This is a genomic window from Chryseolinea sp. H1M3-3 (assembly GCF_029360725.1).
In the GTDB taxonomy this organism is placed as follows: Bacteria; Bacteroidota; Bacteroidia; order Cytophagales; family Cyclobacteriaceae; genus Chryseolinea.
The window spans coordinates 1,617,044-1,638,891 of record NZ_JARKMY010000001.1; the positions used below are offsets into that span (position 1 = coordinate 1,617,044).

18 protein-coding genes and 1 tRNA gene are annotated in these 21,848 nt (G+C 41.2%); 12 read left to right on the forward strand and 7 right to left on the reverse strand.

Annotated features, from left to right (window positions below):
• Positions 1 to 47: 47 nt before the first annotated feature.
• The 4 genes from P2W71_RS07105 to P2W71_RS07120 form a co-directional block, all read right to left on the reverse strand.
• Positions 48 to 1,853, reverse strand: coding sequence for a SpoIIE family protein phosphatase (locus tag P2W71_RS07105; protein WP_276368851.1), 1,806 nt, complete (start codon positions 1,851 to 1,853; stop codon positions 48 to 50).
• A 232-nt stretch (positions 1,854 to 2,085) separates the two neighbouring features.
• Positions 2,086 to 3,645 carry a SulP family inorganic anion transporter gene (locus P2W71_RS07110; protein WP_276368854.1) on the reverse strand — a complete coding sequence of 520 codons (1,560 nt, stop codon included), beginning with the start codon at positions 3,643 to 3,645 and terminating at the stop codon, positions 2,086 to 2,088.
• Positions 3,646 to 3,729: 84 nt separating this feature from the next.
• Positions 3,730 to 4,644: a DUF2652 domain-containing protein gene (locus tag P2W71_RS07115; RefSeq protein ID WP_276368857.1), complete on the reverse strand. Its 915-nt coding sequence runs from the start codon at positions 4,642 to 4,644 to the stop codon at positions 3,730 to 3,732.
• A gap of 12 nt (positions 4,645 to 4,656) precedes the next feature.
• Complete coding sequence (locus P2W71_RS07120) at positions 4,657 to 4,812, reverse strand: hypothetical protein (protein WP_276368859.1); 156 nt, start codon at positions 4,810 to 4,812, stop codon at positions 4,657 to 4,659.
• A 132-nt stretch (positions 4,813 to 4,944) separates the two neighbouring features.
• Here P2W71_RS07120 and P2W71_RS07125 point away from each other — a divergent pair, with 132 nt between their 5' ends.
• From P2W71_RS07125 to P2W71_RS07175, 11 genes are all read left to right on the forward strand, one after another.
• Positions 4,945 to 5,439, forward strand: coding sequence for a hypothetical protein (locus tag P2W71_RS07125; protein WP_276368862.1), 495 nt, complete (start codon positions 4,945 to 4,947; stop codon positions 5,437 to 5,439).
• Positions 5,440 to 5,594: 155 nt separating this feature from the next.
• Positions 5,595 to 6,464, forward strand: coding sequence for a cytochrome c (locus tag P2W71_RS07130; protein WP_276368864.1), 870 nt, complete (start codon positions 5,595 to 5,597; stop codon positions 6,462 to 6,464).
• Between the two features lie 168 nt (positions 6,465 to 6,632).
• Positions 6,633 to 6,932, forward strand: coding sequence for an antibiotic biosynthesis monooxygenase (locus P2W71_RS07135; RefSeq protein WP_276368866.1), 300 nt, complete (start codon positions 6,633 to 6,635; stop codon positions 6,930 to 6,932).
• Between the two features lies 1 nt (position 6,933).
• Positions 6,934 to 8,106 (forward strand): iron-containing alcohol dehydrogenase, encoded by a 1,173-nt coding sequence (locus tag P2W71_RS07140; RefSeq protein WP_276368868.1) that lies wholly within the window; start codon positions 6,934 to 6,936, stop codon positions 8,104 to 8,106.
• Between the two features lie 288 nt (positions 8,107 to 8,394).
• Positions 8,395 to 8,468, forward strand: a tRNA-Cys gene (locus tag P2W71_RS07145).
• Between the two features lie 303 nt (positions 8,469 to 8,771).
• Positions 8,772 to 9,635 (forward strand): hypothetical protein, encoded by an 864-nt coding sequence (locus tag P2W71_RS07150; RefSeq protein WP_276368878.1) that lies wholly within the window; start codon positions 8,772 to 8,774, stop codon positions 9,633 to 9,635.
• A gap of 319 nt (positions 9,636 to 9,954) precedes the next feature.
• The gene (locus tag P2W71_RS07155; RefSeq protein WP_276368881.1) at positions 9,955 to 11,931 is read left to right on the forward strand and encodes a PAS domain-containing sensor histidine kinase; all 1,977 of its coding nucleotides are present in this window, start codon (positions 9,955 to 9,957) and stop codon (positions 11,929 to 11,931) included.
• Between the two features lie 364 nt (positions 11,932 to 12,295).
• The gene (locus tag P2W71_RS07160; RefSeq protein WP_276368884.1) at positions 12,296 to 14,194 is read left to right on the forward strand and encodes a PAS domain S-box protein; all 1,899 of its coding nucleotides are present in this window, start codon (positions 12,296 to 12,298) and stop codon (positions 14,192 to 14,194) included.
• Positions 14,191 to 14,580 (forward strand): response regulator, encoded by a 390-nt coding sequence (locus P2W71_RS07165; RefSeq protein WP_276368886.1) that lies wholly within the window; start codon positions 14,191 to 14,193, stop codon positions 14,578 to 14,580. The genes P2W71_RS07160 and P2W71_RS07165 overlap by 4 nt, the downstream gene beginning before the upstream one ends.
• Positions 14,573 to 15,226 (forward strand): response regulator transcription factor, encoded by a 654-nt coding sequence (locus P2W71_RS07170; RefSeq protein WP_276368889.1) that lies wholly within the window; start codon positions 14,573 to 14,575, stop codon positions 15,224 to 15,226. The genes P2W71_RS07165 and P2W71_RS07170 overlap by 8 nt, the downstream gene beginning before the upstream one ends.
• A gap of 178 nt (positions 15,227 to 15,404) precedes the next feature.
• Positions 15,405 to 16,118 carry a response regulator gene (locus P2W71_RS07175; RefSeq protein ID WP_276368892.1) on the forward strand — a complete coding sequence of 238 codons (714 nt, stop codon included), beginning with the start codon at positions 15,405 to 15,407 and terminating at the stop codon, positions 16,116 to 16,118.
• 1 nt (position 16,119) lies between these two features.
• Here P2W71_RS07175 and P2W71_RS07180 read toward each other — a convergent pair whose 3' ends face one another.
• The 3 genes from P2W71_RS07180 to murF form a co-directional block, all read right to left on the reverse strand.
• The gene (locus P2W71_RS07180) at positions 16,120 to 16,782 is read right to left on the reverse strand and encodes a DUF2461 domain-containing protein (protein WP_276368895.1); all 663 of its coding nucleotides are present in this window, start codon (positions 16,780 to 16,782) and stop codon (positions 16,120 to 16,122) included.
• 20 nt (positions 16,783 to 16,802) lie between these two features.
• Positions 16,803 to 18,017 (reverse strand): glycoside hydrolase family 172 protein, encoded by a 1,215-nt coding sequence (locus P2W71_RS07185; protein ID WP_276368897.1) that lies wholly within the window; start codon positions 18,015 to 18,017, stop codon positions 16,803 to 16,805.
• 61 nt (positions 18,018 to 18,078) lie between these two features.
• Complete coding sequence (murF, locus tag P2W71_RS07190; protein WP_276368899.1) at positions 18,079 to 19,362, reverse strand: UDP-N-acetylmuramoyl-tripeptide--D-alanyl-D-alanine ligase; 1,284 nt, start codon at positions 19,360 to 19,362, stop codon at positions 18,079 to 18,081.
• 263 nt (positions 19,363 to 19,625) lie between these two features.
• Here murF and P2W71_RS07195 point away from each other — a divergent pair, with 263 nt between their 5' ends.
• A complete protein-coding gene (locus P2W71_RS07195; protein WP_276368903.1) occupies positions 19,626 to 21,788 on the forward strand; it encodes a T9SS type A sorting domain-containing protein in 2,163 nt (720 codons plus the stop codon).
• The last annotated feature ends 60 nt before the right edge of the window (positions 21,789 to 21,848 follow it).

The following is a 21,848-nucleotide window of genomic DNA, read 5'->3' on the forward strand; positions in this document are numbered from 1 at the left end:
TGCGTTGACGATGTAAAATTAGTTCGTAATCATTCATGTAGGCTCCATTATCCAAGCCTCAGGCCCATTATCAGGATGTCATCAGTTTGCTGACGGGTGCCTCTCCACTCTTCAATATTTTTATGCAAAATAACTTTCTGTTCCTGCATGGGTAAATGATGAATTTCTAATAAGAGTTTGTTCAGGTTTTTAGCGGAGTACTTTGCATTATTTTCTCCCCCAAACTGGTGTTTATACCCATCGGAATATAAGTAAATAATAGTGGGCTCGGAGATGGAGATTTCATGCTTCTTAAAAGTGAAATCATGACCTACTTTCTTTCTTCCACCAACCGAATGAATATCACCTTTTACCTGAAACAGTTTATTGTCTTGAATATATATCAACGGGTTTTTTGCACCAGCGAACTCGAGAATTTTTTCGCTTTGGCGATATATGCATAAAGCTACATCCATACCGTCGTTATTGCCGCTGACTTCTTGTTTAAGTGCTGTGCGTATTTCGTGGTCGAGAGACTCCAGCAAAACATTGGATTTAGTTATTCCCTGATTAACGAGGCCGTTTAACACATTGATTCCAATCATCGACATAAATGCACCTGGGACACCATGTCCAGTGCAATCAACAGCAGCGAATGCAAACGCATCGGCCTGCGATTTTTGTTTTATATCAGAAAACCAATAGAAGTCTCCACTTACCGTATCGCGCGGTTGGAAAAGAACAAATGAATTGTCGAGAATCTGGGGATACTGTTCAATTTTTGGAAGCATAGCCTCCTGAATTCTTTTTGCATAGTTAATGCTGCTCTTAATGTTTTTATTTTGCTGCTCAATTTTTTTATTGTCCTTATGTTTTTTCCGATAGCTGATAATCAATACAGCGATCAATGCTACAGACAACAGCGTCGCTACCATTATGGCGTTTCGTACGATTGCTTCATTTTTAATTCGGGCGTCCTGCTCTTTGATTTTTATATCTGCTAACTCATTGTTCTTCTGAAGAAGATCAATTTCCAGCTGGCGATTTCTGCTGATCGCTTCGATTTGCTTCAGTGAGTCGGTGGTAGCTAGTAGGGAGTGCGTTGTTTCTTGCAAGGTGCTCTCGGTCATTCGGAGAGAAGCATTGGTTTGTTGCAGCCTCTTATTTTGTTCCGAAAGCTTGGCCTGCGTAGCTTCTTTTTCTAAACCAACGGTCAGAATGTGTTCTTCCAATTCATTAATCTGCCGCGTCTTCAATGCATTATTCTGTTGCGCAGATATAAGCAGATTTAATTGCGCTTTATATTCAACCGACTTCTTTGTGTTACCTTGTTTGTTGTGATATTCTGATAACAACTGATAGCAGCGTTGCTGTAACAACGTGTCGTTGTTGGTTAAGGCTAACGACAAAGCTTCTTCTGCAAACTCAATTGATTTTTTAAATTTTTCCAAATAGCTATAAGTGATAGCAATATTGAGTAATTCTCCCTTCATGAGAATTGGGTCATTCATTTTTTGTGAAATTGTTAAGGCGCTTTGAAAGTTTTCCAATGCTTTAGCATATTTCTTAGCGTCTGTGTAATAGGCTCCCAACTGGTGAGACACTGAATACAAGAGACCTTGATCCCGCGATTTTTTTGCGTGCGCCAGAGCTTGATTTAAGTAATCCAATGCCTTAGGCGAATCCTTGGCCTCATTATAAGTCTTTGCTATTTCGTAGGCAAACTTGGCAGCTCGTGGATAATCTTTATTGCCTTCGGCTTCGTGATACAGCCTAAGGATTTCTGGTGCCGGGCCTTGCGACTGAGCTTTAGAATTTTGCTGTATTGCAAATATAAAAATTATACAGAAAGCGAAGGATTTAAAATTTGTCAAAGAGAGCGATTGACATTGGGAAAAGCACAAAACAGCGTTGCACATAATGGCAAGCAATTTTGCGAACTTACCCGATTAAATGGCAGGTAAAAACAATGGAAACTTACACAGGCAAGAAGGCGAGTCAGCCTCTGGTATTCACCAAATAACCTTAGCTGGACACGGGATTAATGCTTGTTTCCAAATTCGGGATAGAGCCATAGTTGGGATTTGCATTGGTGTCGGTGCGATTTCAGTGTAATCCAATTGTTTCCACATCCGGTATCCCTTTCATCTGCAGTTGGATGTGTCTATTGGCGGCCTTTGTCTTAAAATCGTGAAAGATTTCAAGTACATCATTATCAATATAGACACTATTCTCTCCGTCGATCTCTACGATGGAATATGCCGGTAGGTCTTCAAGCATTTGGCGAAATCTCTTTTTGTTCAGGAAGCTTACATTAAGCGCTAGTTCAATCGTGAAATGTTTTGTATGGCCCTCCAATCTTTCATGCAACGTATACCCCGCACGGTAGGTATGTTTTATAAGATAGAAAATGGCGTATGCCAGTCCAATAAGGACGCCTATCAGAAGGTCCGTAAAAAGAATGGAGATCACCGTCACTACGAATGGCATAAACTGTTCGCGACCTTGTCGATACAAAGCACGGACCATTTTCGGTTTTGCGAGGTTATAGCCTGTACGAATGAGAATTACAGCCAATACACAAAACGGGATATATTTTACAAGGGGTGCAGCAAAAAGCACAGTAAGCAACAACCAGATGCCATGGAGAAAAGCAGAAGCCTTTGTCTTTGCGCCTGCTTCGGCATTAGCCGAACTCCTAACGATAACGGAAGTAATTGGAATGCCGCCAGCAATTCCACTAACAAAATTTCCAACGCCTTGTGCAATCAGTTCCCGATTTTGCGGAGTGATGCGATTTTGAGGATCAAGTTTGTCGATGGCTTCGATACTCAATAACGTCTCTAAGGTTGCAACAAAACAAATTACTACCGCGTATTCCCAGATTTCTCTATTGGTGAACAAGGCTCCGAAATCAGGAAAGCTCAATTCAGCGAATATATTCTCAGGAATGCTAACATATTGGGATGGGGTCAATGCTAAGGAAGGAATGAAAACATGAAACGCTAATGCAATGATAACGCCAGCGATAACAGTTACAAACGATGTTGGGAGGAAGGAAATCTTTTTAGCGACTTTTTGTTTCCACAGAATCAAAATTATCGAAGACAATGCAGCAATGAGAATCGCCCCTGCTGAAACATGTTCATGCAAGCCGGTGATCTGCTCAAAACCATGGCGAAAAGTGAGAATGTTAAAAAGTTCTTCCTGCCAGAAGTCCGGCTTGTCATAACCAATTAAAAGCGGAATCTGTTTCATGATCAAAATTATGCCGATTGCAGCAAGCATTCCTTTTATGACTGACGATGGAATGAAATGTGTAAATCCGCCAAGGCGAAAAACGCCCAGTAGTATTTGCAGCAATCCTGCAATGGCCACCGCTAAAAAGAAAATTTCCATTGCGCCTAATTGTGTAATAGCATCTGCACAAATGGCCGTCAGTCCTGCGGCCGGCCCACTTACGCTCAGTGCTGATTTACTAATGGTTGAGATCACCACGCCTCCAATAATCCCGGCTAATAAACCTGTATACACAGGTGTGCCAGAAGCTAACGATACACCTAGGCAAAGTGGCAGGGCCACAAAAAATACGGTGATGCTCGATTTAACATCGTGGTTTACTATAGTGGATAACACATACTTTTGTTTTCGACTAAGTAGGTTCATAAAATTATCTTGATGAATAATAAAGTAAAGCAAAACTCCAGGCTTAGGCGAACAAATGCCGAATTTTGTTTCGCAGTATCTTTGCTAAGTATGAAGGGCGCTTGGTATTTTAAGATCCTTTACCAGGTTATCAAGGTTTTGAGAAGACTTCCTAAAGGTATTTTCCAGTGACCTTTTTCGTGTTAATCTAAAGAACAGCTGAGCCAACGGACTGCCCTTTACATAGTAATCAAGCGTGAGGATTGTTTTTTTTACATCGGCTCGTTCAAGCGTGTATCGTGTACAAAACACTTGCTTTTCATCCGACTCGGTAAATTGAATTTTATGTTCGCTATAATGATAATCGCTTGCGTGAATTATGTATATGCCCCGATCTGTTACACATCGACATTTCATTCCAACGCGAGGTAAATAATGATTTAGCGCTTGTATGGATAGGATCCCGTCCTGCCAGCGATGCCGATAGCGAAAATCGCCCGTTGCATGAAAAAGCGTTATGATGTCGGTTGGATATTCCCGATGGATCGAAAATACTTTTGACATTTTACTCAGGTCAATAAACGAAGGGATTTCCGGCTGTATTTTATTTCGAAGCTGACCAAGTTGTGCATAATGGAAGGAGATATCTCCGGTTTCTGTTTGCTTGGAGCTGCTTTGCCATTTCATCCATTGTGCAAAATCCAGTTGCTTTTGATCATTTAACAAGTTTTGGGTTATCAGCCAGTATTCGTGTCGGGGAATATCATTTTTTAATAATTGATGTGCGACAATAATATCCTTCCCAAGAAGCTTATGGAAATTCTTTACTTTATATTCTGTGAACTCACCGTAATGGGTAATAATCTTCAAGGTTAAATTAATGGTAGAGATACAAGCTTCGCATTGACAATAACGCTTGTTGTCGTAAGCGATGATGTTGCGATGGAATTCAACAAACATTTTCTCCACCTGTTTATATACTTCTTTTAGAGTTGGAGGGTCACCGAATTTGTAAAACAAAATTGCATCACCTTAAATTTCGGAGATCTCCAAACCCAGATCATTGGCATTAATAAGGATCTCTAATAACTCCTGAATGATCAGACGGCTATGATCAATTTCTGTTTCCGTTACGAACTTGGAAAACCCACTGATGTCCGGTATAAATATGAGACCTTCGTTTTTCATTTACGTAAAGTTACGCAACGCGAAGATTCCCGTCGTGAATGGGCATTTTATTTTTACCCCCGCGCTGATCACAATTGGTACTAAAGTACTAATGGAGGAAATGTTTTATGAGCCTAGTTTTGCTCCAAAAAAATGAAAAAGAATTATTCCCTATCTGTGTTCGCCTTTGTTGTTTTCGGATGCCTTTCTTTCTATAGTTTCGGCACAGCGATGATGGATTATTTCCTGTTATATCCGTCTCGATTTTTTGTTGGGGAAAGGGAGTTTGTCACATATCACAAATTTCTCGAATCTGCGATTCTCCCCATCAGCGTTTTTCCCTTTCTGTTTATCATCTTATTGAATATGGTATTGCTTCGGTTCACGCCGGATCAAGTGCCGAAATGGCTTCTTTGGACATCGCTGGTGTGCCTTGTGTTGGATCTTATTTCTACGGCATTTTTTCAGGCCCCTTGGAATTTTGAATTAAGCGCAGGAAAAAATATTGAATTGATGCAAAAGATTACCGATACAAATTGGGGTAGAGTAATTTTGGAATCGACACAGGCGATTCTGGTTGGTATAATGTTTTATAGGAATGCTACACCCTTGTATAGGTCACCCGTTAGTAACGCAGACCAACAATGAAGAAGTACATTTTTTCCCATGATGAGCGAACTTAATCGAAAAAAATATTTCTATTTTGATCAACCTCCTCAAAACATGTTCGTATACATACCACTATTATGATATCGTCTTCCGGAATCTCGAATAAGATCTATTAAATTATCATCCTTTAATTTATGAAAATTCTAAAATGGATTGGTTATGCTCTGCTAACCATTCTGCTCCTTGCTACAGCTTTTTACATCAAAGCTTACGTTTCAACAGAAAACCGGTTGAGCAAAAAGTATAACTACACGTTGCAACCATTCGAGGTAAAAACGGATTCTGCGATTGTTGCCGAAGGCCATCGGATATTGAAAACCAAGGGCTGCAAAAGTTGCCATGGCGAAGATCTTGCTGGGAAGGTATGGCTCGATGATGCAATGTTAGGCCGCATTGTCACGCCTAATCTGACGAAAGGCAAAGGTGGCTTACCTAAGGATTACAGTACTCATGATTGGCTTCGAAGCCTGAAGCATGGGTTAAAAAGAGATTCAACACCGTTGCGCATTATGCCCTCACATGAGATTTCCCATTTAGGGGAAGAAGATATGAACGCGCTTATTGCATACCTCTCTCAACTTCAGCCAGTAGACCATGAGTTACCAGAGACCAGTCTGGGAGTTTTAGCCTACGTGCTGACGGACTTGGATCAAATACTCCTGATACCGGCAGATAGCATTGATCATTCAAGGCCATTAACAAAAGGAGTATCGCGAGAAGTAAGCGTAAAATTTGGTGAATACTTATCAGCGAATTGTTCAGGGTGCCATCGTAAGAATATGAAAGGCGGACCTCCGTTAGCTCCTGGATTTCCTGTAGTAGCCGACATATCAAGCACTGGTAATCCCGGTAAATGGTCGGAAGAACAATTCATCAATACCTTAAAAACCGGTACTACTCCTGAAGGAAAAAAACTAAAAGCTGAAGAGATGCCTTGGATTGCTTTCAAAAATTATAATGAGACAGAGATGAAAGCATTGTATCTGTTTTTAAAAAGTATGTAACGCTATATAAACCAGAAGGTCGGACCGCAGTTGCCTTTAGCCAAAGCACTGCGGTTTTTGTGTTTTTATGCATGTGTTAAGATCGAGCATACCATTCGTTCCCGAAAGAGCTGTATCTTTTGATCTCTGGCTTTTGCCAGCTACCTTTGATTATACAAGGAAAAAACTATGACAGCAACGTTTGTTCACGTTTATGTTAAACCCGAATTCATCCAGGCTTTTATAGAAGTCACACGGGTAAACCATGAACATTCTGTGAAGGAACCCGGAAATCTGCGCTTTGACATTTTGCAAGATGCCAAGGACCCGGGAAAATTTGTTTTGTACGAAGCATATGAAACGGAGGAACAGGCCGCTGCGCATAAGGGCACAGCACATTACTTAAAGTGGCGTGATGCAGTTGCCTCGTGGATGTCAAAGCCCAGAGAAGGTTTGAAGCATGCCTTGTTGTACCCAGCTTCAAATTGACATGCAAGGTTCGTTCAATTTTTCGCACACACCACAATTGCATTTTGGCCCTGGAAAAATTTCCGATTTACTGTCGATCATTAAACCATTTGGTTCAAAAATCTTGTTGATAACGGGCGCAAAATCTTTTACATCGTCACCATATTATAAAAGCATTTTAGAACAACTTCAGGCTGGCAACATTTTTTGTGCTCACCACACAATAGATAGTGAACCAAGTCCGCGGATAGTGGATGACGCAGTTAGAAAATATGCACACATTGAACTGAACGTTATAATCGCTATAGGAGGCGGGAGTGTGTTAGATGCAGGGAAAGCAATTTCTGCGATGCTACCATTAAATGAGCCAGTAAAAAATTATTTGGAAGGTGTAGGCACACAATCTCATCCTGGAAAGAAGGTTGCCTTTATTGCTGTTCCGACCACTGCGGGTACAGGAAGTGAAGCAACGAAAAATGCGGTCATTTCGGAGACTGGAGAGTTCGGATATAAAAAATCGTTGCGGCACAACAACTTTGTTCCGAACGTGGCAATTGTTGACCCGATGCTTACAAGGAGCTGTACGCCAGCGATAACAGCGTCAAGCGGTATGGACGCCTTCACACAGTTGTTAGAGTCCTACCTTTCAACAACGGCGAATCCAATGACCGATGCCTTAGCTTACAAAGGATTAAGATATGTCTCCGATTCATTGAGGGCCTGCTATCAGGATGGCACAAACCTTGATGCGCGTACAGGCATGGCGTTGGCAGCTTATCTTTCGGGCATCACATTAGCTAATGCCGGCTTAGGGCTGGTACATGGTTTTGCCGGTGCCATCGGAGGTTACTTTCCGATTTCGCATGGAGTGATCTGTAGTTCATTGATGACGGCTACAAATAAAATTACCGTCCGCAAATTGCGCCGTGAAAAAAATAATGACGAAGCATTGGCTAAATATGTTCAGATCGGAAAATTGTTTGCAGGTAATGAAAACAGGTCTGATGGTTATTACATTGATTATCTCTTAGACACTATTCAAGTATGGGCCGAAGAGATGAAGATCCCAAGATTACGGCAGTGCGGAATCGATCCAACCCATTTTGGAAAAATCGTTCAGTCGTCTGATAACAAAAATAATCCAGTTGCATTGAATGCGGAAGAGATGCTTGAAGTGCTGACGATGGCAAATTAATTTGCTGTGCGTCTGGTCGGATGAAACTTAATGTAGCTATACTCCGTTCAATGAGCATCAAGATAATTTTTTTCCATGTGATGCTTATGTTGAAAAAAGTTATCTTATCTTTGAGACAACAAAAAGCAAAATGAAATCAGGTAACAACATATGTATCAAGCGTTGTCAGCAGCTATGCGACAAGCAATACTATAGGTATGCCTGGAAAGAAATGTTATGATATAGAACTACAATCAATATTTATAACACGAAGCCCCGGGCAAATTTGTCCGGGGCTTTTTGTTTTACGTCGGTGTACCCAAGTGGTTTAAGGGATCAGTCTGCAAAACTGAGACTCGTGGGTTCGAATCCCACCACTGACTCAGATATCCAGCCGTCACGTTAAACGCGTGACAACCTGCACACGTAGTGCAGGATGGCTGGATTGCGTAATTGAGTTTTTTGTACACCTGTATACATGATCTTCTGTTCTCGAATATAAAATATCATCTCAGCACTCGCACGATAGGCGTAAAATTCAATCTGGAGTTTTTCTTTTAAAAACGCATTCAAGCTGGATGATTTGCCATGACATTATTATTTGCCATGACGAAAATTATTGAATAAACCTTCATGATACATCGTAGTCTAAGTGGTAAATTAGTTCATCAAAACACACTGATCCTATGAAATTGCGCATCGGTATTCTTGGCATTTTTTTTCTCATTACTACGTTGGTGGCGGCTCAGGAAGTTGTTGACTCAACGGGTCTGCCTGGTGATAATTTTAGCCTGGAAGGGGCACTTGAACTTTTTAAGAAATCAGAATCTCCAGAGGCATTTGAAAAAATGTTAAATGCCGAGGATAGTAAGGTAAATAACCTGGACTTAAACGGTGACAGTGAAACTGACTACATCAAGGTGATAGATAGGACCGATGGAAATGTGCATGCATTTGTACTGCAAGCGATCATTTCCGAAACCGAATCCCAGGACATCGCCGTGATTGAAATTGAAGAAAAACATGATAATGAAGCTACGGTGCAAATTGTCGGGGATGACGATATTTATGGCGACCAAAAAATCGTTGAACCCTTGGAAGAGATCAAGACACATGCAGGGGCTAAAACGCAAACGACAGTTGTTAACGTATATACCTGGCCCATGGTGCGATTTGTTTACGGCCCGTCATATCGCGTTTGGATCTCTCCATGGGGCTGGAGGGCCCGGCCAGTTTGGTGGCATCCCTGGAGACCTGTGAGACATCATGTTTTTTTTCACCACCACGCTCCATACCGACACCGTTACGTTGTAGTTCATACTCATAGAACAGTTCGTGCGCACAGCGTGTATGTCCCAACCCGTACAACTTCTTTAACCGTGCAGACAAGACATCGTGAACCTGTGAATCATTATCGTTCCAACAAAACGTCGAGGACAACTACCATTACTTCCTCACCGGGTAAAACCACCCGCAAAACAACCACCGTGCGGACGAAAGATGGTAAGAAGTCTAAAACGGTGAAGCGAAATTCGCGATCGAGGAATTGAATACTCCTAAGTATCGGGATGTAAGGTGTTGTCGATTATTTGCCACATTTTGGTAAATCGTTCTTGCAGGGACTGAAATCAAACGTCGCGGTGCTTTCCCAAAACACGCGACGTTTTTTTCATCGTCGTGATATTATGTTACTTTATACTGTCAAACAGAATATAACGTTTTAACTACAGATTATCGGATCATTCAGCCCCGTTGTCGATTAGGATAAACAATCAATCTTAACATGGGTTAACCATTTTAGGAAAAACATAGCTACCAGCCTTTGCCTAATACTTGAATTCATGAATTACCTTTTTTGTTAATAGCGGCATGAAAAACAAGGTATTTTTTGGGGTACTTACCATTTTTTTTACGACGTCTTCGGTTGCCGCTCAGGTGTACAATCAAAACAAGTTATCCTCTCCTTCATGGCCCTATGTGTTGGGAAGTTTTGTTGCAGGCATTTCTTTAATACTTATTCCAATCATCATCTGGCCCTATGTCGCGAGGAGCAAACAATGGAAGTTGGTTCACAAGAGTGTATTTCTCTTAGCACTTTTGAGCGGTGTCATCGGCATTGGTTATTTTTTTGACCTCATGAACTCCCGGCCAACCGCTACTGGTATTGAATTATGGTTCCGGTTATTGATAGCGCTGGTTTCCTTGGTCGCGTTATTTCTGGTATTGAAGGTGGCACGAACGGCCTTTGAAGAAACAAGTCCGGTCGGATTAGAAAAACTTGTTGCCGATCGAACAGCAGCGTTGAGTGAGTTGAATAAACGTTTAGAACTTGAAATTGAAAGTCGTAAGCTGGCCGAAAAAGAAGTAGCAAAACGGGAGAAACGTTTTCGTGCTTTGATAGAAAACATATCAGATGGCATTGTACTGAATGACGAAACGACAAGAGTATTATACCAAAGTCCTTCAGTCACCCGAATTCTCGGATATACGCTTGAAGAGCGGCATAATCAGCCAGTGATGAATAATATTCATCCGGATGATAAAGAAGCTTTTGCAAAATTATACGAGGACCTTGCAACGTTACCCGGTCAGCCCCTGCCTTTTCAATTAAGATTTAAACATAAAAATGGTCACTTTATCTGGTTGGAGGGAGTCGTGACCAATCTATTGCATGACCGTAATGTGAATGGCTATGTAGCGAACTACCGGGACATTACAGCCAGGAAAGAAATCGACGACAGGCTCGTGCAAGAACGATATTTACTTAGAACCTTAATTGACAATCTACCTGATTACATTTATATAAAAGATACCGAACTGCGCCATGTCATTAATAATAAGGCTAACGTTGAGTTGATTGGCGCCTTGAACGAGGCGGAGACTATCGGAAAAACGGTACTGGATTATTTTAGTGCTTCAATCGCGAAACAATTTATGGAAGCCGATCGCACCGTTCTTTCTTCCGGACAACCAGTATTGAACTTAGAAGAAAAAATTATTAATCGCAACAATGAAGTGCGGTGGGTGCTGACTTCCAAAATCCCACTGATAGAACAAGATAAAATCTCGGGGCTCGTTGGTATTAGCAGAGATATCACCGAGCGAAAAAAAGCAGAGGACTTGTTGAAAGAGCTGAATGCTTCCTTGGCATTGCAGGCTTCAAAGTTAGCGGCTTCCAATACCGAGCTTGAGCGTTTTGCCTATGTAGCATCACATGATTTACAGGAACCTTTACGAATGGTCAGGAGTTTTCTTCAACTTTTGAAAAAGAAATTCGAAGGGAATCTTGACGACCAGGCTCAACAATTTATTGATTATGCTGTCGACGGTGCCGAAAGAATGAAGCAGCTCATTACAGACCTTTTGGAATATTCGCGTATTGGGGTTGTTCAGGAAAAATTTGAACCGGTCGACATGAATGTGGTCGTTCAACGAACCATAGAAATATTACAAGAGCCTGTCCGCAGTTCCGGAACTACATTCCAGATAAAAACCTTACCTGTCGTTGCTGGCATCAAAACGCAGTTGGGGCAGGTTATGCAAAATCTGATTAATAATGCCATCAAGTATCGAGGCGAGCTGCCTCCTCAAATTGCCATCGATGCTATTGAAGAAGGAACACAATGGAAATTTGCAGTCACGGATAATGGAATGGGTATCGATCCCCGTTTCTCTGATAAGATCTTTATGATGTTCCAGCGACTAAACACTAATGCTGAATCCAAAGGCACAGGTATCGGTCTTGCAATTTGTAAAAAGATTGTTGAAGGACATGGGGGTAAAATTTGGGTTGAATCTAAACCAGGCCTCGGAAGCTCCTTCTACTTCACCATCAGTAAAAGGTAGTAGCTATCCTCGCTTAACCCCGTGTTTCCACGGTTTATCGTTAAATTCCAGCGCTTAATTGTAAGCGTACTTTTGGGGCCGAAATGGTAAACTTTTACATTCAAAAAGTTAGGTATTTGCATATAAAAATAGCGTAGCTGTTTAAGGGCGCGAAGTTGTTATGCTAAAAAAACTTGAATCAACAGGTTTTACATCTCCAGGCGCAGATAAAGCATGAAAGGATACCGGTAATTATGTTAAAAGAGGTTCGTGATTCCCAACGAAATTCCAAATCATTATACGGTTTTACCAGTAATCTGGAGGTAAACAGCGCTGCTATCGAAACAAATGGCAAAGGCCAATTTTTAACTGAGTTAGGCATACTATGAGCTTTGAAGAAAGAAAAATGCTTATTGTCGAGGATAATCCTGGGGACCTGTTCCTGGTTAAGGAGTTTATTAAGCGAACCTCATTGCCGACTTTTGAAATTTTTCATGCGGATACCGTAGAAAAAGCTGTTTCCTTATTGAAACAAAATAGTTTCAACCTTATACTGTTAGACTTGTTCCTTTCGGACAGCGAAGGGATTAGTACGTTTGAAAGAATTTACCCCTTATCGGCCAATGCCCCCGTAATTGTATTAACTGGGTTGATAGATGAAAAAATAACTTCTGAAGCTTTAAAAAAAGGGGCGCAGGATTATCTCGTCAAAGGCGACTACGATAAGAAGCTTTTGGAGAAAACAATTCGGTATGCCATTGAAAGAAAACAAAACCAGGAGTTACTAAAACAATCAGAAGAAGAATACAAACTTTTATTTGAAAACAATCCGGTTCCCATGTGGGCGTACGATGTGAAGACGTTTAAAATCGTCACCGTTAACGCGTCGGCTATACTATGCTATGGGTACACACGGGAGGAGTTTTCCAGGTTAACGATTCAGGACATATTGCCACCTGAAAACGTTGTTGAGTTACTTCAAAACGATTCCCTTCGTAAAACGGGTCCTTGGCGACACAAACGCAAGGACAATTCTATCATTTATGTCGAAATTGTCTCTCATGATATCGTGCTTGGTGGCGTTGGGTCACGCCTGGTGGCCGTTTATGATGTAACTGAGCGCACAAAAGTTGAAGGTCATTTGCGTTTACTTGAATCCGTAATTACGAATGCCAATGATGCCGTTCTTGTTACTGAAGCACAAAGTATTGACCTGCCTGGGCCTAAGATCGTTTATGTTAATGAAGCTTTTACGACCATGACGGGCTATACGGTAGAAGAGGTCATGGGTAAAACACCCCGCATATTACAAGGACCGAAAACCGAAAGGAAAGAACTGGCGCGTATTCGTGAAGCGCTGGTGAATAGGGAAAATATTGAAGTTGAAATTATCAATTATAAAAAAAACGGTGAAGAATATTGGGCCAATTTCACCATTGTTCCGGTTACCGATAAGGAAGAAGTACTCACTCATTTTGTCGCGATTCAACGCGACGTAACTGCACGCAAACGGCAGGAAGAAATGACCAGGGAAAATTTAGAACGTCAGGTGAAAGAAAGAACACGCGAACTGAATGAGGCCTTAAGCAAAGAAAAAGAATTGGTTGAACTTAAAAGCAAGTTCGTAGCAATTGCTTCGCATGAATTCAGGACACCATTGGCCACCATTAATTTTGCGACAAACTATCTAAAAGATTATTTAAATAAACTCCAGCCCGCTGACATTAATAAAAAGCTTGAAAGCATTGAAAAGCAGGTAAAGCACATGACTTTCCTTTTGGATGATGTGTTAACCCTGGGAAAAAGCGAATCAGGAAAAACAAAAGTTGTTGCTAAAACAATCGACATTCACGACTTCTTTCAGAAAATTGTCGAAGAGGTTTTGTATAGTACCAAATCATCTCACACTGTTACATTTACTTTTGACAGCCCGGTCCGCGAAATTAAGATCGATGAAAAACTGCTTCGAAATGTATTCATCAATTTATTAAGCAACGCGATCAAATTTTCTCCTGATGCATCAGAGGTATCGCTGGCGGTGCGAACAGTAAATAATCAGTTGTTAATTTCCGTTAAGGATAGCGGAGTAGGAATTCCTACTAATGAATTCGACAAAATTTTTGATCCTTTTCACAGAGGATCTAACGCTGGGGCTATACAGGGAACGGGACTTGGATTGTCGATTGTAAAAAAGGCAGTTGAATTGTTGGAAGGTGATCTCGGTTTCAAAAGCGAAGTTGGGAGAGGATCTGAATTTACGGTTGGATTTAAAATTAGCGCATGAACAAAGTATTGCTCGTAGAAGATACCCCCTCGTTAGCCACGGAGATCATGGACATCCTCCGTATGGAAGATTTCGATGTGTCGCTGGCAATTAATGGCTTAGATGCGCTGAACAAGTTGAGAATACAATTATCTGATATTGTCATCTCAGATTTATTTATGCCAGAGATCGACGGATTTCAATTAATTACGGAACTAAAAAATGATGATAAACTGAAGCATATACCGATCATTATTCTTTCTGCTCGTACAACGTCTGATACTATAGAAAAAGTAAAGGAATTAGGTGCTGATCTTTTTCTACAGAAACCATGCGACAGCAGGCATCTGGTTGGTTCAATAAAAAAAGTATTAATTAAAAAAGAAAGAGTAAATACAAATGATTAAGCTATTTCTAGTTGATGATCATACGCTCATGCGTGATGGCATTACCTCCATGCTTGCGGATTGTGAAGATATTAAAGTTGTTGGATCCAGTCCAACAGGAGAGGAGGCAATTAATAAAATTCAGGAATTACAACCGGATGTAGTTCTGATGGACATTATGCTTCGCGGAATGACCGGGATTGAAGCAACTCGATGGATAAAAGAACAAGATAAAAATGTAAAGGTTATTCTTGTTTCCATGGAGGTGAAAAAAGAATTTCTGTCTGCTGGCATCCAATGTGGTATTAATGGGTATATCCCAAAAGATACCGATAAGGAAACTATGATACACGCCATCCGAACCGTGTATGGAGGAGAACGTTATTTTACCGATGCGATAACCAAATTGGTTTTCGAGGATTTCTATGTTCACGAGAAACTTAAAAATCCTGAAACAACCAGGCTCCCTAACGACCTGACTAAACGCGAATATGAAGTTTTGGGACTGGTGGCAATGGGTAAAGGAAATAAGGAAATCGCAGAATTATTATTTATTAGTGTAAAGACTGTGGAAACACACAAGGGACACATCTTGGAAAAACTTGGATTAAAGAATTCTGCCGAGTTGATCAAATATGCGATTAAAAACAATATTGTTCCCGCTTGATTGAAATTTGAGGAAATCTTTACTAATACTTACACCGTTTTGAGACACTCGTAGAATGTCGATATATTAGTAGTGCTTTTAAAAAACCAGAGATTACGATTGATGATATGACTTGGTAGCATTGTATGTATGAAGCAGTGTGCCGTAGATAAATTTTTTGGGATTACCGATATAATAAATGGAATCTTTAGGGCCACATCAAATATTATTCGTAGAAGCAGATTCGGCAAATACAATTGTTGCTAAGCAATTGTTAACGGGATGGGGACTTCATGTATCGATTGCAAAAAATGGGAAAGAAGCGATAGAGTTAACAAAGACAAATATTTTCGATCTTATTCTGATGGCACTCCAATTGAATGATATCGATGGTATAGAAACAGCGCGTATCATACGAAGATTGGGAGATCAATTTCAACATGTGCCCATTATTGGTCACAGTGCCGATCCAATAACAGCCGACTTAAAGGGAAATGAGCTAACTGATTTCATCTTAAACCCTTTCGACAAAACTGAACTTTATAACAAATTGAAAAATCACTTAGATAAAGGACAACCGGATATTGTCATGCAGAACTTAGACCGTTGTACTGACGGAGATATCGAGTTCAGGCGCGAGCTGGCTCAGCTGCTGGCTAACAATATTATTGAGTTGATGACCAATATTGATCGGGCTCTTAAAAATCATGACCCCCAGGTTTTTACAAGAGCTGTACATAAGACCAAGACGACCTTGAGTATTTTAAATGATGCCGACCTGACTGAAGACATTAAAATTGTTCAGGCGAAAATGAAAGAATCAGAACCGTTAGATTTAGATCGATACGTTGAAAGGCTGACCAACAGGTGCAGAAAAACAATAAATATCCTTAATACAATTTCTGCGCAATAGTTCAGGATAGCCCCTCCGTTAAAAAATCATTCAAAGGCTTCGCTGATTTCATCGAATCTACAAGCTTGGACAAAAACTTTTTGTCTGTTACCTCTGAATCTTTGAAGTTACGAATCACCATGAAACTTTTCAGCTTCAATAATTCGATATGCGGGTGATCTTTGGGATACCCCTTAGGCATGGTTTTTAATTTATCCTCAGCCCAAAATGTGCCGAAGGATTTCTTAAATGTTTTCTCGTTCGCAATTTCCGTCAGCCTATCGCCATTGTAATCAATTTCCTGGCGGATCTTTGTGAGATTTTCCGCGCTGGGAAGGTACAAGCCAACAGCGAGTATCGTCTTATTTCCAGGTTCAATTTGAAGATAATATCCAGGAATGCCTGTGCCTTTTCCCGCGGCAGATAATCCGGCACTGATAAAAGTCTTGTAAGGCGTTTTATCTTTGCTGAATCGGATGTCGCGGTAAATCCTGAAGACAAGTTTTTTCGGGTCAAGGCCCGCAAGGGATTCATCGAATTGAATCATTTTATGCAGCAATTCGCCAATAAATAATTCAAATTCATTTTTTATTTCAAGATAGCGTGGTTTGTTTTTTTCAAACCAATCACGATTGTTATTTCTCGAAATTTTTCTCAAGAACTCAAATGTTTTCTCAAAATCCATACTAACTTTTTTAAACAACACTAATACTTTTCAGGCAATGCTGCCACACGGCTTCTCACATCTTGCAATGCCGGTACCTGGGAAGTAGGTGCTGATAAATAAAAATATGCTGTGGCTGAAACGTCGTCCTGGCGATAAAAATTAGTCCAGCCGTCGGGAAAATTTTCGTCATTCAATTGAGGAGGCGTCGACATTTCAAAAAGCTTTGTAAACTCCTTTCCAGAAACCGTGACGGGTATTAAGGGAGCACCGTTTTTTACATACTCACGAACTTTGTCGCGCATTTCGCCCCCCATAATTTGAATCGTCACTTTACAATCCCTGCTAAAGTATACGGGATCAGGAACATGATATCGGTAGAACGCCCATTGTCTGGTTTTTTCATCTGCTACAAGACATCCCTGATATTGATGGGTGAATAGACCCTGTCCCCAGCCGGTCCCTATATAATCTTCCGTTCCGGTGCCGTTCAACGTTGGCAAATCGCCATCGCCATCAAGATAGATTTTAACTTCACCTTCTCCCCACCAGCTATTTTGATATAGGGGATCCGTTATAATGCCCATGTTCATGCCTAGGAATCTACCTTTTCCTTTCACTAAAGGAAGGATTTCAAAATCTTTTCCTAATTCAGTTTTCGTAACCCGATTCCAATAGGCATGAAAGTAAGCGATATCTTCTGCATGCGATTTTACCTGTTGGTAGTTTATATCATAAAATAAAGTAACTGGTTTATCACTTTCGTTTTTTATCGTTACCCTGGCCGCTTTGCGATAGGGCATGGGAATGTATGATGTGAACGAACGCCCTTCAGGATCTGAGAACAGGGCATTTTGAAACGCAACCTTTCGACCAAGTCCGACTCCAAAAAAATCTCCGAGAGGTACGGACACAGCTGGTTTTGCGCTGCCGTCCCAATACATCTCAAGTCGTAGAGACCGCAGCATTGCAGGCGATCGGTCATTAATGGTCATCCACATGCGTTGAATTATTCCAGCGCCTTTCGCATCCATTAATGTTTTTGTTTCCCCGGGCGCAATATTTTCTGACGGATGACCCTTGGCCTTTTTGTTTTCAGACCCACCAGCTCCTTTTTTAGCGGCAGGATTTTCAAAGCTTGACCATCGGGTTTCAGTATCGATGGGCATCTTGTAAAGTTCCTGCCCTGATGCTGGCCCATATGAAATCATCATTAACAGTAAGAAAAAAAGGTAAAGGCACGTATATGTTTTCATGTTATTCATGTACTCTTTGATCTATGTACTTCGATCTATGTACTTCGAAGCGATTTAAGTTTTATAAATACTCAACAATGGTCTCCAGTCCAATACCTCTAGAAGCTTTCACAAGTATGGTCGCATCATTTATCGGATATTTTTTTATCGCTTCCACCAACCCTGTTTTATCTTCAAAATATTTCGCCTCTGGGATTTCGGACAACGCAGCCTTGAATAGTTTGCCACATAAGTAAACCTGATCGAACGCTTTTTGATGGATTAGTTTCCCAAGTTGTCTGTGTTCCTTTTCTGCTTCACCTTCCAACTCAAACATATCGCCGAGAATAAGAACTTTGTGACTCGCCTTCATGGATGCTATGTTCTCGACTGCGGCTTGCATGGAACTTGGATTCGCATTATAGGCATCAAGGATAATAGTGTTGCTGCCTTTCCTGAGCATTTGCGATCGCATATTTCCAGGTTCGTAAGCCTCAATCGCCTGGTTGGCAAGATTAGGATCAACACCAAAATATTTTCCGATGCATAAAGCCACCATGATATTCTCAAAATTGTAAGCACCTATCAGTTTGCTTTCAACTATAGCACCATTCTCTGCCTTGATTTTGACAAATGGATCGGCACCGACCAATTCGCCATGATAATAATCGCCATCTCTGGGGTAAAAGATTGGATTCTTAAACCGCTTCGACATGTTAGCAAGGATTTCATTTTGTGCGTTAATAAAAACCGTCCCGCCACAATCGATCAGGTGTTGATATAGTTCCGATTTTGCCCTGACAATATTTTCAAAGCCTCCGAACATTCCAATGTGTGCACGCCCGATATTGGTGATGAATCCATGAGACGGATTTGCAATAGAACAGAGTAAGGCAATTTCGCCAACGTGGTTAGCGCCCATTTCGACAACGGCTATTTCGATGCGCTTATCGATCGCCAGTAGGGTCAGCGGTACGCCAATGTGATTATTCAGGTTTCCCTTTGTAGCATAGGTATTAAACTTTTTACTTAACACCGCATGCAACAGCTCTTTGCTGGTTGTCTTTCCATTCGAACCTGTTAATCCGATAACGGGAATGTTTAATTGATCGCGATGGTAGCGCGCCAATTGCTGAAGTGTTGCTAAAACATCATTCACAACAATGCACCGGTCGCTAGTGGCGTATTCGCGTTCATCCATAACAACGTAACTTGCTCCCTTCTCAATTGCTTGTGAAGCAAAAGTATTCGCATTGAATTTGTCGCCTTTCAAAGCAAAAAAAATCGAACCTGCACTAATTTGCCGGGTATCGGTAGAAACCTTGCCTGATTCTTGAAACTTGTTGTATAGATCTTTTATGTTCATCGTCGGAAGCGGTTAGAATGTTTGAGTTGCTGCTTTGCAGGTTATTAACAGAAAAGATGTCATTGGGATATTGTGCATGGGCGTAGATGTTTAGAATCCTTGAATAAAATTTATGCAGCCTTTGCCTATTTTCCTTTTGGCGAAACTGCGCGAAAGTTATCTTGCAAATAAGACAACAGCGCGCGTTTGACCAACGTTATGGATAAAGAAAAGATTTAATGCTTAGGTTTCTTTGGCCCTTCTTCTTGTTTTTGCCTGCCCCCATGATGGCACAATTTACTTATGTAATGGATCAAAACATTGCGGTAAAAGATAAACAAGGGCGGGTGCTGACTATGCCCTGGGCTGGTGGTCTAAATGCGGCCCATTATAACACCATGGATTTAAACGGAGACGTAAAGGATGATCTGGTCATTTTTGACCGCATGGCCGATAAACTACTGACGTTCATCAATCAGGATAACAAGTACATTTACACGCCCGAGTATGAAGCATTTTTTCCAGACGATATTACAAACTGGCTTTTGTTGCGAGACTTTAACTGCGATGGCAAAAAAGATATTTTCACGGGCAATATTTTTGGGATAAAAGTTTTAATGAACGTTACTGCCACAGGCGAGAGCATATCGTGGAAGCCATTTTCATTTGCAACGGGTTTCCCCGGTTCTAAAAGTGAAGTGTTGCTGACGAAAGGATTCTCTGGTAGAATCAATTTGCAGCTTCAGCCGGACGACCTTCCCGCGATCACGGATGCGGACGGCGATGGTGATCTAGACATTTTTAATGTCCGTTTTGTAGGACAAGGCACCCTGGAGTATCATCAAAATTTTAGTATGGAGCGTTATGGTACGTGCGACTCACTGGATTTTGAAAGGGTAACGCAAAAGTGGGGAAATTTCACTGAATGTGACTGTGCAGAATTTGCATTTAATGATGAAGACTGCGCACCTGTTGGTGGACGCACCAAACACCAGGGGGGGAAGAGCTTGTTGATGATCGATGTCGATGGCAATTCCAATCTGGATATTTTATTTTCTGAAGCTGAGTGCACCAACTTGTTTGTCTTAAAAAATGAAGGAACAACACAGCATCCCATAATTAATTCACATAACACCTTCCCCGCGGCGACACCCATTGATTTCCATATTTTCCCTGCCGCTTTTTATGAAGACGTGGATTTTGACGGGATAAAAGATTTACTTTCTATTCCCAATATTTTTTCTAAAACGATTGAAAGTCAAAGTGCCGATTTGAGTCATTCGAACTGGCTATATAAAAATAACGGGTCAAACACTTCTCCTGTTTTCAATTACGTTACAAACGCTTTTCTTCAGGATCAAATGATCGATGTTGGTGATAATGCTGTTCCGGCGTTTATCGATCATGATGGAGACGGCGATCAGGATTTGTTCGTCAGTCATAATAATACGCCAACTGGTATTGCAACGGTAAGGTTATATGAAAACGTGGGTACACCTGATGCTCCTGCATTTTCATTGACCAATGAGGATGCCTTTGGGTTTTCCAACTTGACGTATTACAATCTTAAAATTCAGTTTGCGGACATCAACCGTGATTCCAAACGCGATCTTGTTTTCACCGCCACAAGCCTGATCAATGGTCAGACGAAACTATATTTCATTCCTAATAAAAGTAGCTCCACCGTTGACTTGAATGGACAAGAGATTCAGGAGGTTAATATCTCCATCCTTTCGTCGGAAAATGTTTCCGTTGTTGATGTGGACAGTGATGGATTTCACGATTTACTCATTGGAAAGAGCAATGGAGCCCTTCAGTATTGGCGAAATCAAAAACAGGCTGAACCGTTGTCGTTTTCCCTGGCGGACGACACCTTCCTGGCGATCAACCCGAACGTTGTGCGTCAGAATATTACAAGTACGTCGGCTGATTTGGACTCGGATGGAAAAATGGACTTAATCCTCGGTGATCAACACGGGGTGTTGAATATTCTTAGCAACTTCCGCGACGCTGTCGATACAACCGGACAAATTTCTGATTTGATTTATAATAGCTTGACAAAGCAATATGAGTCCGGAAACTTAGGCGGGCGTCTCTGGCCAACAACAGCAAATATTTTTAATACCAGCAAACCGTCGATCATTGTCGGAAACGTGCTGGGGGGAATTCACATACTTCGAAATGATGAGGGAGAATCTTTACCGAAAGAGCCTGCCATATCCATTTATCCGAATCCTGTATTCAAGGGCGAATATGTTACCATTGAAATAGATCGGGCCGCCACTGTGCAGGTTTTTAATGCCCTCGGCCAGGTAGTAACGTCTGCCATAAAGCTTTATGGTAACGAAAAAAATATTTTAAAAACCCCATACCTGGGGGCCGGCGTATATTTGTTGAGATTCACAGCTTCGGGCAGATCCTTCGTGAAACGCCTCGTCATTTACTAACGGTTTTCGTGTCACCTTTCATAACCCCTACACTTCCGCTTTTTGTTCACGCAATACTTT

Coding starts and splice junctions, on each gene's coding strand:
- P2W71_RS07110 (WP_276368854.1), bottom strand. CDS start 3,645: ATGAACCTACTTAGTCGAAAACAAAAGTATGTGTTATCCACTATAGTA.
- P2W71_RS07125 (WP_276368862.1), top strand. CDS start 4,945: ATGAAAAAGAATTATTCCCTATCTGTGTTCGCCTTTGTTGTTTTCGGA.
- P2W71_RS07175 (WP_276368892.1), top strand. CDS start 15,405: ATGGAATCTTTAGGGCCACATCAAATATTATTCGTAGAAGCAGATTCG.
- P2W71_RS07135 (WP_276368866.1), top strand. CDS start 6,633: ATGACAGCAACGTTTGTTCACGTTTATGTTAAACCCGAATTCATCCAG.
- P2W71_RS07120 (WP_276368859.1), bottom strand. CDS start 4,812: ATGAAAAACGAAGGTCTCATATTTATACCGGACATCAGTGGGTTTTCC.
- P2W71_RS07195 (WP_276368903.1), top strand. CDS start 19,626: ATGATGGCACAATTTACTTATGTAATGGATCAAAACATTGCGGTAAAA.
- P2W71_RS07140 (WP_276368868.1), top strand. CDS start 6,934: ATGCAAGGTTCGTTCAATTTTTCGCACACACCACAATTGCATTTTGGC.
- P2W71_RS07155 (WP_276368881.1), top strand. CDS start 9,955: ATGAAAAACAAGGTATTTTTTGGGGTACTTACCATTTTTTTTACGACG.
- murF (WP_276368899.1), bottom strand. CDS start 19,362: ATGAACATAAAAGATCTATACAACAAGTTTCAAGAATCAGGCAAGGTT.
- P2W71_RS07150 (WP_276368878.1), top strand. CDS start 8,772: ATGAAATTGCGCATCGGTATTCTTGGCATTTTTTTTCTCATTACTACG.
- P2W71_RS07130 (WP_276368864.1), top strand. CDS start 5,595: ATGAAAATTCTAAAATGGATTGGTTATGCTCTGCTAACCATTCTGCTC.
- P2W71_RS07165 (WP_276368886.1), top strand. CDS start 14,191: ATGAACAAAGTATTGCTCGTAGAAGATACCCCCTCGTTAGCCACGGAG.
- P2W71_RS07185 (WP_276368897.1), bottom strand. CDS start 18,017: ATGAAAACATATACGTGCCTTTACCTTTTTTTCTTACTGTTAATGATG.
- P2W71_RS07170 (WP_276368889.1), top strand. CDS start 14,573: ATGATTAAGCTATTTCTAGTTGATGATCATACGCTCATGCGTGATGGC.
- P2W71_RS07160 (WP_276368884.1), top strand. CDS start 12,296: ATGAGCTTTGAAGAAAGAAAAATGCTTATTGTCGAGGATAATCCTGGG.
- P2W71_RS07180 (WP_276368895.1), bottom strand. CDS start 16,782: ATGGATTTTGAGAAAACATTTGAGTTCTTGAGAAAAATTTCGAGAAAT.